Genomic DNA, 16,068 nt, shown 5'->3' with positions numbered 1-16,068 from the left:
CATGGAGAACTGCTGGCCAGGTGGGTCTGCTGTGGGCAACTTGATACTGCTCCGGGTGGGCTCACTCGGGCTCCCACCGGCGGAACAGGCCGCGACCGCGAGTAATGCCGTGCTTAATGCGGCGGTGTATCGGTACGGAGGAATACGTCTGGTCACCGATGTCTCCAGGCTTTGGGGTCTTTTAGTCCCTTTGGCAGGGTGTCGGCGACGGTGGCACTGGCTCTGTTCACGCACATGAGCCGCGGTCGTGGAAGGCTCTCGATCTTGTGACCCGTGCTGACCGGTTGCCGTTAGAAGGAGCCCATCGTCATGCACAACTTCCCGTAGTCGGAACGACGAGGAGTGTAGCTCTGCGGGGTGTGCGTTGCGGGGTGGTGCTCGAGAGGTCGCGCGCGTGTTCGTGGAACGAATCATAGTAATGATGTTGGGAAGCGGCAAGATGTCACCATGACCAATCTAGTGTTGTGAGTCAGTCAACTTGTTCGGCATCGCATCTACGTTGAGGGCTCGACGTCGAGAAGGTGGGGAATGAAAGCCGACGGCTGATCGTCCGGGTGGACCGATCAGGGCGTAGGCAGGACGCCGGGGTTGATGGTGAGCGGATATCGTCTGGGCGGGCTGTTGGTTTCGGTTGGAGGTGGGGAGTGTGACTCAGGCTGGGTGGTATGCGGATCCCTATGGTGGGGGCGGGCTTCGCTGGTGGGACGGGGCGAGGTGGACGGAGCACGTCAACGCGGCGCCCGTGCAGCAGGCCGCGGCGGCTCCTCAGTACGGGGCGGGGCAGGCGCCGCCGGGCGGCGGTGGGGGGCCGGTGCTGCACAAGGAGCGGTACGGGGTCGAGTTGTACGCCGACCAGAACGTGATCTCGTTCGACGGGACGACCATCGAGCTGGCCAAGGCCGAGTTCGTCGGATACTCGGTGGTGCGGAACGAGATGCGGGTGCCGCTGAACATGTACGTGCACACGTCGAGCCAGTACCACTTCGAGATGGGTTTCTTCCCCGTCAACCAGGCGCCCGCCGTGGTGTTCAAGGACAGCGGGGTGCGGTCGAACACGCCTCCGGACTGGCAGTTCCTCGTCGACCTGTCGAAGGCTTATGTGGAGCCGCGGTTGCTGCGGGAGTTCCTCGCCGCGGTCGAGGCGGGGCAGACGGTGGACGTCGGCAAGGTGCGGATCGACCGGAACGGGTTCGCCGGCGGGAGCGTCTCGCACGGCTGGGACGGCATCGAGGGCGTCACCTTCGAGAAGGGGAGCTACTTCGTGCGGGTGCGGGGCGCCCGCAAGCCGATCCTGCGGATCCCGCAGCAGAACCAGAACGTGATGCTGCTTCCGCAGATCTTCGATGTGCTGAAGCGCTGACGGTTCAGTCCCGGGCGGCCAGTTCCTTCAGCGCGGCGAGGCTCGGCGCCTCGGTCCGTGAGCCGGGGATCACCCTGCCGGGGTGCCAGGCGCCGTCCGCGACGGGGAGTTCGGCGGCGGCGAACTCGTCCAACAGCCGGGCCGCGGGGACGTCGCGGGTCTTGGCGGCGCGCAGCTCCTTCGTCCAGGCGACGGCCTCGTTGGCGCCGTCGCCGCCGGCGGCGGGACGGCGGACGAACCCGGCGGCGTCCTCGCCGTCGGCGGTCCACAGGTAGCCGAGGACACCGTCGCCGGTGCCGACCGCCAGGTAGCGGACGGGCCGGTCGGTCCGGGACGCGTAGCTCGCGGGCGCGGGCGCGACCCGCCGGAGGTCGAGGTTCTCCGCGGTCCGCCTGACGTCGCGTTCGTCGATGCCCATGTAATGGTCTCCTGTTCCCGTCACGCTACCGGCGGCGGGGGACAGCCGTTGCCGCGCATGTGCCCGATCAGGTCCGCCACTGGTGGGAAGTAGACCGCTACTTCGGCCGGGACGGAGTTGCAGCTCTGCGAGGCGGACAGGGCCTCGGTCCAGAGCGGCGACGCTTTCGGGCTGGGTTCGGAGAATCGCGGGTTGCGGACGAATCCGGATGCGTTGGGGTTGGCCGCGGCGGCCTACCCGTGACCCGGCAGCTTCCCGCTTGGAGGACTCAGATTCGGATGGTCGCACCGCTCGCGACATTTGGCTTGCGTGTGGCCCAGGGCCCCTCGGCGGCCGGGGAACCGGCGGCGGACGAGTTTCAGGCCTGGGGGTGGAGCCAGGGTGGGGTGTTCTCGGGGGTTCGTGGGAACTCTCGGAGCTCTTCGGCGTAGGCGGCCGGTTCGGGGCGGCGGCTCTGCCATTTGGGCTCGGTGTCGCGGACGTACTCGATCTGGTAGGAGAACGGGAACGTCAGGCGGAACTTGGCGGTGAACCAGGTGCCGAGTCCGTTGGTGTACATGCCGCGGCGGAGCCGGTCGAAGAGTTCGGCGGTGGCGGGCGGCGGCGTCCACCGGGCGGGCATGTGGCTGTTGGCCGGCAGGACCTGGCCGAGGGTCTCGGTGTGCGTGCCGACCGCGCGGTGGTGGACGTCGGTCTCCAGCCAGGCGGGCGGTAGCGCGTCCACCAGCTGCGAAGTGATCTCTTCGAGAAGGTCCTTCTGCTCGATGGGGCCGAGCGGCTGGACGGGCTGGGGCGGCAGCGGCGGGCGGCCGGTGCGGGCGCGCAGCCAGGCGGGGATGTTCTCCTCGGCGCGGGGGAAGGCGGCGAGGTCCTGCGTGTAGGCCTCGTCCGGGATGTCCGGTTCCCAGCGGGGGTCGTAGTCGTTGTTGAAACTGGTGTAGTAGGAGCCGGGCGGGTCGAGCATGACGCGCATGCTCAGCCAGGTGCCGCGGTCCTCCCGGTACATGATGGAGCGCAGCTCGGCGGCCATTTCGAGGATGTCGCGGGGCATCTCGACCGCTCGGGTGCCGCCGTCCTGCATCGCGACGGTGAGGGCGGCGTCGGAGACGGCGACGGTCATCATGACGCGCAGGTCGATACGGCGCCAGCCGTCCGGGGCCGCCCTTGCCAGCAGCATCGCGATGTCGCGCGTGAGCTCCTGGTACCGGGCCTGGTCGTAGGGCCGGGGGCCGGGGGCGGGGCCGGTCGGTTCGCTCATGGCTGCTCCTGTGGCCGGTGGGTGGTGGGGCCCGGCTCGCCGCCGGGTTCGGTGATCTCGACGAGGTGACCGGACGCGACCAGGTCGGCGATCGAGTGGACCAGGTTATAGCCCATTCCCGTTTCTTCCGGGGGTGTGCCGGAGCCGATGGGGCCGACCTCGAACAGGACGGTGTAGCCGCGGAGCGGTTTCCGGACACGGTAGATCCGGTAGGTGAGGCCGTGCAGGTTGATGTGCCCGCGGCGCAACCAGGGCGTGCCGATGTCGAAGACGTACCGGTCGGCGGGGTCGTGGTAGGTGTCGACTTCCTTGCCGACCGGAAGGGTTTCGCTGGGCGGTTCCGGGAGCGTTTCGGGCTCGGGTTCCGGCTCCGGGGTCGGGACGGGGAGCCCGATTCCGGCGAGTGCGCGGTAGACCTCGTCGACGGAGACGAACGCACCGTGTTCGGGGGGCGGCCCGGGAAAGCAGACGAAGTATCCGCCGGGGCGGTTCGCCATGCCTTCCAGCGGAACGTAAAGGCCCGGACCGGTGGGCCGGGGAGACGAATAGGTGCGGGCGGTCGGTGAATCGGTTCCCGATGCCGGCACCCAGGCGTCCTGCTTTTTGCGCGGGGCGCGTTCCCTGCGCAGGATGCCGGCGGTGTAGAGGACCTGGCTGTTGATCTCCATTCCGGCGTCGGCCATGACGCCGGCCATCGCGTGGACGGTGGCGGCGCGCGGCTCGCCGAAGGGAAGGACAACCGGGCCCGGGCCGATGGCGAGCCAGGCGCCGTCGGTATGGGCGATCGTCCAGCACCCGTCCGCGAGGGAGCCGATGCGGAGGCGGTCCGCGCCGGGCACGTAGTCGTCGAGCTTGGCGCGTGCCCTGGTGAAGAGCTCCTCGAGCCCGGGTGGAAGGAGCCTGGTCAGGTCGTCCTCGTCCTGCGGCGCCGTGCGGAGGGCGTCCGGGTCGAAGGCGCGCCCGATGGTGTGCAGGGCGTTGAGGCGGTCGAGCCAGCCGGGAACGTTCTCTTCGGGACGGGGGAAGAGGGCGAGTTCGGCGGCCGCGTCCGCCGGGGTGACCTCGTCGGTCCAGGCGAACTCGTCGGGCGGGTCGGCCTCGACGCCCCATTCCGGTCCGTCCGGCCGGTTCCGCAGGGAGTAGGTGAGGGACAGCCAGGCGCCGTAATCGGGGTGGTAGGTCATCTGCCGGTGGCGGCGGAGCATGGCGGGGATCTCGCTGTGCGGGAGTGCCCGCGACGCCCGGTAGATACCGCGAGGGTGGCCGTCCCGGTCGCGTCCGGTGAGGCGGATCACTTCATGGTCGCCGACGGCGCGGTAAAGGAGCTGAGCCTCCTGCCAGCCGTCGGGCAGCAGCCGGACGACCTCGTCGACCATTCTTTGCAGGTGCGCCTCTTCTTCACCCGGATTCATGGTGCGGGCTCCTCGTGCGGATCGGCGGTCTCTGCCAGATGGCCGTCGCGCAGAAGGTCGGCTATGGAATCGACGAGGTAATGGCCCCGGCCGGTGGCGGTCACCCTTCCATTGGGGATGATCGTGTGTTCGAGGGGAAAGGCGGGGTAGACGCGCAGCGGTCGCTGGAGCCGGTAGAAACGGTGTGCGTGCTGCTCAGCCATGCCCGGGATTCCGCGCTTGTGGAAAGGCGTGCCGGGTTCGTAGAGGAAGACCTGGCCGGTATCGCCGTAGCAGTCGAGGACGGTTCCCGCCGGCAGGACCTCGGACGGTTCTCCGGGCCTCTCGGGCAGTTCGCGGTGGACGGCCAGCTCGAACACCTGCCGGACGGTCACGAACCCGCCTTGCTCCGGTGCGCTCTCACGCCGGAGCGTGAAATAGCCGCGTTCACGGCCGAGAAGGCGCCGCAGCGCGACACAGGGGACCTCTGGACCCGGCCGGGGCCCGTTCTCGGACTCGGCCCGCAGCCGTTCGCCGGTCTCCGTGAGGTACCACGGGCCCCAGTCCGTCAGGTCGTCCGGGGCGGGCCGGGTGATTCCGGCGAGTTGGAAGACCTTCATGTTGAGGCCGGTGCCCGCCTCGGTGAGCAGGGCGCCAACGGCGCGGGCGAGGGCGGCCCGGGCGGTGCCGTGCGCGGTGTGCTCGGCGGGCCGGCCGCCGTCCGAGCGGACGGCGTGCCAGCCGCCGTCGCCGTGCAGGATCGACCAGCAGCCGTCCTCCAGGCGTCCGACCGCGAAGCGGGCGGTGCCGTCGCGGGTCCAGTCGCGCAGCAGGCGGCGGGCGCGGAAGAACAGGATCGGGCTCTCGGGCGCCAGCCGGGCCACCAGGTCGTGCTCGTCCTGGGGCGTCGCGGGCAGGGGCGGTGCGGTCATCGTCAGGTGGAGGCGGCGGAGTCGGCGGGCCGGTTGATCGTCTCGACCGCCTCGGCGCGGGTCTCGTCGTCGACCTCGCCGACCCGGAAGTTGTTGGCGCGCGCGAACCCGACCAGGCCCGGTTCCGGGGGGACGCCGTGGACGCGCAGGTAGTGGTGGACGGCGCCGGACCAGATCCAGGTGCCGTTGGTGTGGTAGGTCAGCGGGACCTCGGCGGGGCGCGCCGGGTCGAGGCGGTCGGTGTCGTAGCCGCGCGCCGCCAGCACGATCGGCGCCTCCCGCAGGTAGCGCAGGAGCGGCTCGCGGTCCTCGTCGCGGACCGGAGGGCGGTCGTAGCGGGGGGTGCCGTCGGCGTCGACGGAGTCGAAGACCCGAGCGATCCGGAGCGGGGCGGGGACCGGCGGCGGTGTGCCGCCGCGGCCCTGCTCTTTCAGGTACTCCTCGAACAGCGGGTGGGTCCGCTTGCTGAGCGACCGGATCAGGGCCTTCTCCTCGGCGGCCAGGGGCCGCCGCTGCTCCTCGGCGGTCTTCTCCAGGCCGTCCATGGTCTCGTACAGCGCCTTGACCGCGCCCTCGCCGAGCCCGCGGCGGGCCCGGTACATCTCGACCGCCGGGACGAAGTCCTCGAACGAGAGCCGCTCGATGTCGGCGTCGTGGTTGAAGTCGATCTCCGCGATGTAGCGCATGGCCCGCACGAAGCCGCCGGTCCGGTCGGCGGCGACGCATTCCATCCCGCCGCCCGGCGTCTCGACGAAGACGACCGGCCGTTCGTTGTAGGTGAAGTAGCGCGGGTAGGTCTTCCTCACCGACGTCATGAGAGTGGATCTCCGTTGGGACGAAACAGGCGGGACACTTCGCGCGAGGCGCGGCGTCGCCGCGGGTCGGGGCGGTCGGTCACTGCTCGGCCAGCCGCCGCAGGTCCGCCAGGCCCGGCGCCTGCCGCTCCGGCGCGCCGGCCGCGACGCGGCCGGCCAGCCGGTCGTCCGGCAGGCTCCGGATCTGCCGCAGCGTGTCGACGGACGACATGCCCTGGCCGAACCCGTGGGCGAGCCGCGCCTGCCAGAGCCCGGCGGCGATCTCCGCGGCGCGGCCCGCGGGCCCCCGGCCCAGGTAGCCCGCGGCGGTACCGGACGCCGACGCCCACACGTAGCCGACGACCGACTCGCCCACCGACACCGGCAGGTAGATCACCGGCTCCGCGGTCGTGTCGGGATAGGTGGGCGGCTTCACACTGACCAGCGGGCCCCAGCCCTGCGAACGGTCGACGGGCGTCCCGTCCGGGTACAGCCCGTCCTGCACCGCCGGTCCAGGGGAGGGGGGAACACCGGGATTGAGCATCTCGTTCAGCGCGTCCAGGCCGTCCACGCGCTGCTCCACCGCGTCGGCGGGCACGCCGCCGCCCTTCGGGTCCGCGGGGGCTCCGATCCAGCGGCCGATCGCCTCCCGGGCCGGCAGGCCCGTGGCGTACGCCTCGTCCAGCCGGCGGGACCACACCTCCTCGGCGTCCAGGCTCGGCATCGCCGACGCGAGCCGCCGGAAGAACCCGGCCGCGCGCGGATTGGACTCCGCCGCCCACACGGCCCCGACGACCGCGCCCTCGAGCACCACCGGCAGGTACACGACCGCCTGCCGGGTGAACGGCTCGTACCCGGGCCGCGGCCCCACCGGCGCGCCGTCCGCCGAGGGGACGGGCGGCAGGCCGGGGAACCCGTCCGGCTCGTCCGGATCGCCGCCGAGCGGCGGGCCCGGCGGCGGAGGCCCGGGAACACCGGGAGCCCCGCCCTGGGCGCCCCAGGGAGGCAGATCGCTCATGCTGCGCGCACCTTTCGGTCTTTCCGGCCCTTCGCCGCGCCGCCCGCCATCACGGCCACACGTTCGGCGGTATGACGTCGGCATGGACGTCGAATGTGGGCACACCGTCCTCTGACATCCCAGTATGGACGACGCTGGTGACGCGGTACCGGACGCCCCGTGGAAGCACCAGCTCCCGCTGCCCCGGGTACATGCTCCGCACGCCCATCCACAGGCCGGGGGCGCCGCGCGGGACGTTCATGTGCACCCGGATCTCGAAGTCCTTGCCGTCGACCTGGGTCGTGTTCACCCCGAGCGACGTGGACATGTACGCCGGTTCCATCTGCGTCGCGCCGATGAGCAGCGACGGGTGCCGGTCGCCGAGCGGGGCGCCGTCCGCCGCCGTCAGGAACCGGACGTCGTGCAGGCCGCGCAGCACCTGGACCGCCTCGGGGAGAGGCTGGTTCAGCGCCTGGTCCAGCTCGCCGATCCGCCGCCAGAAGGCGTCGGTGTTCGGTTCGCCGCCGAGGTAGTCGCGCAGCCGCTCGCGCTCCAGATGGTTGTTCCACATCTGGAGGAGGCGTGCCTGCGCGTTCGGCTGGCGTGTCACGTAATCCACCAGCTGCCGCTGGTACGGCGTCAGGTCGGGCCGGGTCAGCATGTGCCGCACCTGGTGCGAGTGCGGCATGGCGCCGCCGTTCAGATGCGTCAGCGTCCGGACGTAGTACTGCTCCTGATGCAGATGGTTCAGGTACCCGGCGACGTCTCCGTTCGGACGCAGGTGCCCGTTCGGCATCGACTGCCACGTGTACCAGCGCACGGCGTTCTGCAAATGCGGTGGAAGCTGCTGGAAGACGTGCGCCAGGCGGTTCTCGCCGTACCGCGCGCCCTCATCGTCGGCGTTGAACCGCCGGACACCGTCCGGGTCGACGCGCCCCTCACCGTGGTGCGGCGTCCCGTACCCCGGATCGTGCATTCCGGGGTGCCCTGCCGGGTGGTGCGGGGTGCCGTGACTACCCGGGTGGTGCGGGACGTGAGGCACGCCGGACGTGCCCGGGGCGACGGGGGTGTGCGCCGCGAGATGCGTGCCCGCCGGATGCGCCGGCGGTGCGGTGCGCGGGTCGTGCGCTGCTGGGGTGTGCGGCGGGGGGTTGTGCGTTGCTGGGGTGTGCGCCGCCGGGTTGTGCGTTGCGGGGTGGGACGCGGGGGTGTGTGGTGCTGGGGTGTGCGGCGCGGGGTTGTGTGTTCCTGGGTTGTGCGGTGCCGGGGTGTGCGGCGCTGGGTAGTTCGGTGCGGGGCGGGTGCCTGCGGCGGGCGTCGCGGGGTTGTGCGGCGCCGGGTGGCCCCCCGGGTTGTGCGGTGCGGGGGAGTGCGGGCCCGGGTGGGCGCCCGGGGTGTGGGGAACGTGCCCGCCCGGGTGGTGCGGTGCCGGGCGCGTGCCCGCGGGGTGCGGTGCGGGATGCCCGGACGCCGGGGAATGCGGGACGTTGTGGCCGGGCGCCGGACGGCGCGGATCGGCGTGCCCCGTGTGCCCTGTGTGCGGCGGGCCCCCGTTCCAGCCGTTGCCGGCAGGCGGTTCGGGGTCGCGGCGGCGCCGGAACCAGTCCCGCAGCCCGCGCGCCTCCGCGTCGCCGCGCGGGCGCCCGTCGTCCCCGCCCCGGTGTCCGGGGGCGTAGCCGTCGTGGCCGGCGGGCGCGGCGGTGCCGTCCGGGTGATGGGCGGTCCAGGAGCCGTCCGGCGGCAGGCCGGGCCGGACCTGGCCGTCCGCGTCCGGGTGGCCGGACGAGGCGTACACGTTCCCGTCGCCGTCCGACCAGGCCAGGCCGTGCGGTGCGACGACCGGGACGCCGAGCCGCTCGGCCAGCCGGGCGGCGAACTCGCCGTCCGCGGTGTGGCAGGACAGCAACAGCACCTCGCGGCCGTTCCAGTTCGGGTCGTTGCGGATCAGGTCGGCGAGGTCGTCGGCGCCGAGCCTGCGTCCGCCGCCGAGCCGCAGGCCGTCGGCGTCCCCGTGCCCGTCCACGACGAACCGGTGCGGGTCCGCCGGGACCCGGCTCGCGAGGTCGCGCATCGCCGGGTCGGACGGGTCGTGGAAGGACCGGCCCGCCGGGGTCTCGTCGCTGCCGCGGAACACCTCGTGCAGGTGCGGCGGCAGGTCCGCCGGGATCTCCGCGCCGTCCGGCCGGACGGGTTCGTGCTCGCCCTCGTGCGCCTGCTCCCCGTCATGCGTCCGGCCGTCCTCGTGGACGGGTTCGTGGACGGGCTCGTGGGCGGGGCCGTGCCCTTCGGCGCCCGGCTCACGCGTCCCGTGCCCGATGCCGTGGGCGGGCGCGGTCTCGTGCCGCTCCATGCCTTCGGACGGGGTGTGCGGGCCGGCCTCGCGGCGCCGGGACTCCGGCGGGGCCTCCTCGTGCGCGCTGCGCAGTTCCGGCGGCAGCGCCTGGTCCAGCGCTTCCTTGAACTGCTCGTTGAGGCGCCGGTTGATCGCCTCCCGGACGGCGCGCTCCTCCGGCGTCAGCCCCGGGCCGCGCTCGCCGCGCGCGGCCCCCTCCTCGGCCACGTTCGGCAGGTCGCGCGAGACCTCGTACAGCGAGTGCTCGTGCTCGGCGACCGCGTCGAACGACCTGAGGTGCAGGCGCAGCTCGCCGATGTGCCCGTTCGGCATCCGCACGGTCATGCGGATGTCCCGGTAGCCGCTCGGCTGCGGGCTCCGCAGCCGGTCCTTGATGGACACGACCTCGACGCCGTGCCGGCGCGTGACGTCCTGCACGCGGTCGAGCGCGCGGTAGAGGTCCGCGACGCCGTCGAACTGGACCTTTCCGCCCAGCAGGTCGTTCAGCGTGGACGCGTCGCCGTCGTTCTCGTTGATGATCTTGTCGAGGGCGCGGACGCGGTCCTTGCGGCCCGGCCGCATCTTGGCGTCCTCCGGCTCGTTCGCCAGGTCCCGGAGGACGGCGTGGAGCGTGCCCTTGTGCTCGTCCGCCGCGTCGTAGAGCCGGTCCAGGTAGTCGTTGACGAGCGGGTCGTCCTTCGGGAGCGGGCGGTCCTCGCCGGCCCGCTCCTGCGCGGCGGCGAGCGCCTCGTGGTCGAATCCGGGCTGGCCGGGGGCCTTCGAGGTGCCGATCTCCTCGATCATCCGGTCGCTGATCCGGGTCTGCCAGTCCTCCAGCGGCGTCGGGGCGGGCGCCGCCGGACCCTCGTCCAGGACCGCGTCGGCGCCCCGCTCGTTCACCTCCCGGACGGAGTCCTCCAGGATGTGCACGGCCTCCGGATGCGTCAGCAGGCTGTGCAGCGTCCGCGGGCGGGCCAGCAGCGAGTCGTGGATCGCCCGCTCGGCGTCCGTCAGCGCCGGCGGCCCGCTCCCCTCGATGATCCGGGCGAGCTCCGGATGGTTCGGCAGACGGGTGCGCAGGTCCTCGTCCAGGAGGTCGCCGAGCCGGTCGCCCCGGTCGTTGACCACGGTGTCGCGCGCCTGGTCCACGATCTGCCGGATCTGCTCGTTCTCGTGGACGCGGCGCATCAACTCCGGGTCGGCCGTGCGAGGGCGCTCGCCCTCCGGCTCGGCCGCCCGGGACCTCGGCTGCGCGTCGGGCCGCGCCTCCGGTTGCGGTGCGGCATCGGCGCGGGGCGTCGCGTCCTCCAGCTGCGCCGCCGCCTCGTCGTGTCCCGCCCGTTCGGCCGGCCGGGGGCCCGTCGTGGACGCGTCCTCCGCGTGCGAGTCGCTCTCGGCGCGCGGCGCGGTCTCGCCCGGCATGGCCGGACTCTCCGGTCGCGGGCTTTCCGGTCGCGGTGTCTCCGCACGCGGTGTCTCCGCACGCGGGGTCTCCGCACGCGGGGTCTCCGGTCGAGCGGTCTCCGGTCGTGGGGTCTCGGTGCGTGGCGCTTCCGCGTCTGACGGCTCCGTCCGCGGACCCGGACCCTCCGCGTCCCGCGGCGAGGTCTCCGGGCGCGGTTGCCCGCCCTCCGCGGGCGCGGCCGTGTGCTCGCTGCGGGAAGAGGTGTCCTCCCCGGGGCGCGCGGTTTCTGCGGGGCGGTCCGCCGAACCGGGGGTGGTGTCCGGCCGGGGCTCGGAACCCGCGGCGGACCGCTCGCCGAGCGGGCCGGGCGTGCCCGCCGTATGGGAGACCGGCGGACCGGCGGCACCCTCGGTGCGCGGTGCGGTGCCCGGTCCCTCCGACTCGTACCAGCCGTAGTGCGTGTGGGCGTCGGGGCGCGCGCCCTCCGAGGCCCCTGCCTCCCCGCCCGGGGACGGAGCGGATTCGGGCGCGGTCTCGGGAACGGGCTGACCGGCGTCGGCGGCGGGCCGTTCTCCGGGCGCACCGGGGGACTCCGCCGGTTCCGCGGACGGTGCCGGTTCCGGGGACGCTGCGGTCTCCGCAGGCGGTGCGGGTTCGCCCGTCGAGGCGAGCGGAGCCACGCGCTCGTCGCCCGGCTCCGGGCGGGGCCCGCGCGTGCGGCGTTGCGGCTCGTCCGGCGGCGGGGGCGCGGACTCCGCGGACTCGCCGCCGCGCGTCGGCCGGACGGAACCGTCCGGGGGATCGGAGCCTCGCAGGCTCGGCTCCACGTTGTGGAAGGTCCGGTAGTGCGTCTGCACGGTGTCGGGGACGTTCGGATCGCTGCTGGGAACGGTCTCGGTCCAGCGGACGTGGACGACCTCGGGCGTCATCCGCGGATCGTTGGGCTCCGGGAAGAAGTCGATCCGCTCGATCTTGTGGTTGGCGCCGTCCTGGGCGTGCAGGTGGGCCTCGAACGAGTGGCGCCAGCTCTCCTTCGGCTCGAAGTCCATCCCCCGGTTGCCGCGGTTGGTCCTGCTCTCCTGCGGGAAGTAGTTGATCCGCTCGCCGGGGCCGCGCGCCTCGTGCGGGAAGATGTGGCCGCCGTCGAAGCGGCCGCCGTCGTACTCGCCCACGATGTCGGGAGTGTTGCCCGACCGGTGGTAGCCGCCGCCGGTGCGGCCGACGTCCGTCTGGACGGGGCCGAGGCGCTGCTGCCTGCCCGTGTTGTACTCCGGCCGGCCGCTCGCCGTCTGGGCTTGGCCCCGTTCGTCCGTGTGGTAGAGGAACGTGCCCGGGTCGACGCCGTCGCCGAAATCGCCCCTGCGGACGGCGTCGGGCGGGTCGAGCCGGGTGGGGTTCTCCACCTGGAACCGGTCGTGGGGTTCGACCAGGTAGTGGGTGTTGGGCTTGGGGGCCCCGTCCTCCGCGGTGGTCTCCCTGTCGGCGGGCCTGTCGCCGAGTTCGGGATTGAAGCCGTGTTCCTTGTCTCCGTACCAGGTGCGGACATGCGTGATGTTGCCGTCGCCGTCCGTCCAGAAGACGCCGTGGAGCTTGTTGTCCGGACCCGTGACCTCGATCCGAGCGTTCTTCGGCAGGTTCGGCTGCTTGTCCGCGAAAGGTCCGTCTTCCTTGGGGTTGTACGGTTCGGACCACTTGTGCGGGGTGGCGTCCGCCGGCGGATCGAAGCGGGCGGCCGACGGAGCCGCGCCCTGCCCGCTGGGGTGCTCCTCGCCGGCGAAGATGTGCGGGTTGTCGTAGCCGAGCTCGATCCGGTGCGTGACGCCCGGCTCCGGACGGGTGACGTCGACGTTCTCGCTCGGCGGGACGACCCGGGCTCCGGGTTCCTCCGACGTGTAGTTCGTGACGTGCGTGACCCGCCCTTCGCCGTCGGTGTGGACGACGCTTCGGGGAATCCGGCCGTCCGGGTGCGACTGGTACACCGTGTAGCGCGTGTTGGCGGCGAGGCCTTCACTGGCCGCGACACGCTGCCCGGGGGCGAGTTCGAGCTCGCCCTCGCGGGTGTGCCGCGGCGGGTTCCACTCGGCCTGCTGGTGCGGCGGGCGGCGTCCGCCCGGCTCCTCCGCCGGCGTCCCGGCGGGCGGGTCGGCCGGGGGGCCGGAGTCGTCGCCGCCGACGGGGTCGGGCTCCTCGCCGGCGGGGCGGGACCGCCGGTACAGCGGCTCCTCGCCCTCGCCGGGACGCGTGTGCCCTTCGCCGGGACGTGTGTGCTCCTCGCCGGGACGCGTGTGCTCCTCGCCGGGCGCGCGCTCGCCCGGCCGCGGCTCGGTCTCGTTCGAGCGCGGCCGTCCGTCGTCTGGACGCGGTTCCGGTTCGCCGGAGCGCGGCCGTCCGTCGTCGGGACGGGGCTCGGTCTCTCCGGGCGGGCGCCTCTCGTCGAGGGGCAGTTCGCCCGCGTCGTGGCGAGGGGGCTCCTCGCTCCGGTCGTGGCCCGGCTCGCCCGCGCGCGGCCGTCCGTCGTCCGGGCGCATCTGGCCGTCGCTGTGCCGGGGTGCGCCTTCGGCGGGCCGCTGTTCGGGCGTGCGGGCGGGCTCGGTGGTTCCGTCGCCGGTGCGGGGGGCGCCCTCGGGCGTCCCGCGGTCGTGCGGCGTACCGCCGGGCCGGCCCTCGTGCGGCTCGGACGGTGCCGGGGCGGCGTTGTCATGCGGTGTACCCGGCGACCCGTCGTGCGGCTGACGGGGAAGCGTCCCGTCGTGGGGGGTGCCGGAACCCCCGGGGGTGGTTTCCGGAGCCGTCCGGTTGTGCGAGGTGGGGGTGCCGTCGCCGGTGGACGGGCCAGGCTCGGGGGTCTGGGCGCGGAGGTGGCGGTCCATGACGCCGCCGATGGCGCGGGCCAGGTCGCGCGGGTTCTCGGCGAGGCGGTGCTCGGTGAACGCCTCCGCCAGCGCCTCGTGCGGCGTCGTGGCGCCGTACTGCGAGAGGGCGTTCTCGATGCGGGCCCTCATCGCCGGGTCGTGCGGCTGGGTGACGTCGTAGGGGACGCCGAGCGCGTCGGAGATCGCCTTGTTCAGCTCGGCCCGCATCACCGGGTCCTCGATGAGGCGCTGGCCAAGCTGGTGCCCGAACTCGTGGGTGAAGATGCCCTCGGCCGATCCGCCGCCGGGGACGGTGAAGCCGTCCGCCTCCTCGGCGGCTCCGTCCTCGCCGAGGGACGCGTTGTCGCCGAACGCCTCGTTGTTGACGTAGATGCCCTGCGAGTCGCCGTGCAGGCGGGCGTAGGCGAGGGTGTCCTCCTCGCCTGGGCCGAGCTCATGCCCGACGTCCACCGAGTCGATGCGGTTGAGCTGCCGCATCGTGTCGGGGTAGTCGGCGGCGAGCTGCCGGATGGCGCGGTTGATCTCGTGCGCGGCGGCCGGGTCGATCGGGTGGGAGGTGAAGTCGACCGTGGGCGCGTCGTCCCCGAACTGCGCGAGGATCTCGCGCGCCTCCTGCTCGGCGTCCGACAGGCTCTGCGGCTCGTCGTTGCCGCCGGACGCGTCGTCGGTGCCGCCGTCGTGGTCGCCGTCGTGCTCGCCGGAACCGTCGTCGCCGGGCGCCTGGTCGTGACCGGACGTGCCGTCGTGGTCGCCGGGCTCGCCCGCGTCGCCCTCCTTCTTGTGCTGGTCCGGTTCGCCGTCCTGCGGGGCGGCCTCGCGATTCTGCTGCTCGGGTTCCGTGCCGCCGTGGACGACGCCCTGGTCGTCCACGTCCTCGATGGGGCGTTCGCTCGGGTCGGCGGTGCCGTTGTCGTCCGTCAGCGGACGCTCCGGCGGCGCGTTCTCGTCCCCGGACGGCGTCTGCTCCGGCTGCCCCGGCTCGGCGGGCGGGGTCTCGGATCGGACGACGCCCTGGCCGTCGACGTCCTCGATCGGGCGGTGCGCCGGGTCGGTGGGGGAGTCGCCATCGGTCAGCGGACGCGCCGGCGCGGGCCGTCCGGCCTCGTCCCCCGGGGTCTCGTGCGGGGGCTGGGCGTTCTCCGTGGGAGCCGGTGTCTCCTGCGCGGGCGGCGGGCCGTTCTCGGCATTGCCGCGCGGCGCCGCAGCGTCGGAGGGCGTGGCGCCGTTCGGGCTGCTCTCACCGTCGCCCGGCGTGGACGGCTTCGGAACCCTGCGTCCGGACTCGTTCGGAGAGCGCGTCGTGGTCTCGGAACGTCCGGACCCGGAAGTCGGCGTGGTCGTGCGGATCCGGGTACCACCGGACGACGCGGGCGCCCCGCCGCCGCGCGAGGCGGAGCCGCCGCCCATCGGGCCCATCCCGCCCATCGGCATGGGCACGCCCGCGATGAGGCCCGGCTGGCCGCCGTTCGACGCGTCCGATCCGTCGTGGCCGGGTTCCGCCATGGCGTCGGGCAGGTCGGCGGTCGTGCGATCGCCGCCGTCCGCACCGGCCGTGCTGGTCGGCGAAACCTCGCCGCCCTCCGGAGCCGGAGACCCGATGCCCTCGGGCGTCGAGCCGCCACCGGACGGCGTGGAGCCCCCGTCCGCCGGGGTGGAACCGTCGCCGCTCCCACCGGCCGACGACGAGGAGGAGCCGCTGCCGTTGGACGACGCCGTGCCGCCGGTCGGCGCGGTGCCGCCGCCAGCGGGCGGCGTGCCGGAGTCACCCGTGGGCGTGGTGCCCTCGCTGTTGGCGGGCGCGTCCGTCCGGCTCGCCGGGGATGTGCCATCGCCGTTTGTGGAGGGCGCGTCGGTGCGGCCTGCCGGAGGTGTGCTCTCACCGCCTGTCGCCGGGGTGTGCTCGCCGCCCGTGGCCGGTGTTTGTTCGCCGCCGGGCGTCGGCGCGTGCTCGCCGGTGGCGGGCGGCGTGCCGCCTTCGTGCAGCGGCGTTTCGGTGTGGGGCGCTGGGTCGCCGCTGCTGGTCGGGGCTGGGGTGTGCTCGTCGCCGCCGGGTGTGGTGCCGTCGCTGGGCGTGGGCGGCGTTTCGGTGTGGGGCGCTGGGTCGCCGCTGCCGGTTGGTGCGGGGGTGTGCTCGTCGCCGCCCGGTGTGGTGCCGTCGCTGGGCGTGGACGGTGTTTCGGTGCGGGACGTCGGGTCGGTGCTACCGCCGGAGGAAGGGGTGTGCTCGCCGTCGCGGACGCGGCCGGAGCCGCCGCCCGACGAGCCGGGACCGGTGGACGGGCTGCCGCCCGCCGAGGAGGGCGGCGTG

8 protein-coding genes and 1 pseudogene are annotated in these 16,068 nt (G+C 73.4%); 2 read left to right on the top strand and 7 right to left on the bottom strand.

Annotated elements, in window-relative coordinates; genetic code table 11:
* Positions 1 to 637 precede the first annotated feature (637 nt).
* Positions 638 to 1,360 (top strand): DUF2510 domain-containing protein, encoded by a 723-nt coding sequence (locus ABD296_RS38205; protein WP_407061559.1) that lies wholly within the window; start codon positions 638 to 640, stop codon positions 1,358 to 1,360.
* Positions 1,361 to 1,364: 4 nt separating this feature from the next.
* Here ABD296_RS38205 and ABD296_RS38200 read toward each other — a convergent pair whose 3' ends face one another.
* The 7 genes from ABD296_RS38200 to ABD296_RS38170 all read right to left on the bottom strand — a co-directional run bounded on the left by ABD296_RS38200 (position 1,365) and on the right by ABD296_RS38170 (position 15,263).
* The gene (locus tag ABD296_RS38200; RefSeq protein ID WP_344279204.1) at positions 1,365 to 1,778 is read right to left on the bottom strand and encodes a hypothetical protein; all 414 of its coding nucleotides are present in this window, start codon (positions 1,776 to 1,778) and stop codon (positions 1,365 to 1,367) included.
* Positions 1,779 to 2,136: 358 nt separating this feature from the next.
* Positions 2,137 to 3,036, bottom strand: coding sequence for a hypothetical protein (locus tag ABD296_RS38195; RefSeq protein ID WP_344279201.1), 900 nt, complete (start codon positions 3,034 to 3,036; stop codon positions 2,137 to 2,139).
* A complete protein-coding gene (locus ABD296_RS38190; protein WP_344279198.1) occupies positions 3,033 to 4,448 on the bottom strand; it encodes a glycohydrolase toxin TNT-related protein in 1,416 nt (471 codons plus the stop codon). Before ABD296_RS38190 ends, ABD296_RS38195 begins: the two co-directional genes overlap by 4 nt.
* Positions 4,445 to 5,359, bottom strand: a complete 915-nt coding sequence (locus ABD296_RS38185) for a glycohydrolase toxin TNT-related protein (protein ID WP_344279195.1) — start codon at positions 5,357 to 5,359, stop codon at positions 4,445 to 4,447. The genes ABD296_RS38190 and ABD296_RS38185 overlap by 4 nt, the downstream gene beginning before the upstream one ends.
* A gap of 2 nt (positions 5,360 to 5,361) precedes the next feature.
* Positions 5,362 to 6,174, bottom strand: coding sequence for a hypothetical protein (locus ABD296_RS38180; protein ID WP_344279192.1), 813 nt, complete (start codon positions 6,172 to 6,174; stop codon positions 5,362 to 5,364).
* Between the two features lie 79 nt (positions 6,175 to 6,253).
* Entirely contained in the window at positions 6,254 to 7,171 is a 918-nt protein-coding gene (locus ABD296_RS38175) for a hypothetical protein (protein WP_344279189.1), read from the bottom strand.
* A gap of 49 nt (positions 7,172 to 7,220) precedes the next feature.
* Complete coding sequence (locus ABD296_RS38170) at positions 7,221 to 15,263, bottom strand: ADP-ribosyltransferase (RefSeq protein ID WP_344279186.1); 8,043 nt, start codon at positions 15,261 to 15,263, stop codon at positions 7,221 to 7,223.
* Positions 15,264 to 15,462: 199 nt separating this feature from the next.
* On the opposite strand from ABD296_RS38170, the pseudogene ABD296_RS38165 reads away from it, so the two are divergent.
* A pseudogene (locus ABD296_RS38165) lies at positions 15,463 to 16,068 on the top strand (hypothetical protein); the annotation flags it as partial.

Source organism: Actinomadura napierensis (assembly GCF_039529375.1).
Classification (GTDB): Bacteria; Actinomycetota; Actinomycetes; order Streptosporangiales; family Streptosporangiaceae; genus Spirillospora; species Spirillospora napierensis.
Note: the sequence above shows the minus strand (reverse complement) of the source record. Positions and strands in the feature narration are given on the sequence as shown.

Coding starts and splice junctions, on each gene's coding strand:
- ABD296_RS38200 (WP_344279204.1), bottom strand. CDS start 1,778: ATGGGCATCGACGAACGCGACGTCAGGCGGACCGCGGAGAACCTCGAC.
- ABD296_RS38195 (WP_344279201.1), bottom strand. CDS start 3,036: ATGAGCGAACCGACCGGCCCCGCCCCCGGCCCCCGGCCCTACGACCAG.
- ABD296_RS38190 (WP_344279198.1), bottom strand. CDS start 4,448: ATGAATCCGGGTGAAGAAGAGGCGCACCTGCAAAGAATGGTCGACGAG.
- ABD296_RS38185 (WP_344279195.1), bottom strand. CDS start 5,359: ATGACCGCACCGCCCCTGCCCGCGACGCCCCAGGACGAGCACGACCTG.
- ABD296_RS38180 (WP_344279192.1), bottom strand. CDS start 6,174: ATGACGTCGGTGAGGAAGACCTACCCGCGCTACTTCACCTACAACGAA.
- ABD296_RS38175 (WP_344279189.1), bottom strand. CDS start 7,171: ATGAGCGATCTGCCTCCCTGGGGCGCCCAGGGCGGGGCTCCCGGTGTT.
- ABD296_RS38170 (WP_344279186.1), bottom strand. CDS start 15,263: ATGGCGGAACCCGGCCACGACGGATCGGACGCGTCGAACGGCGGCCAG.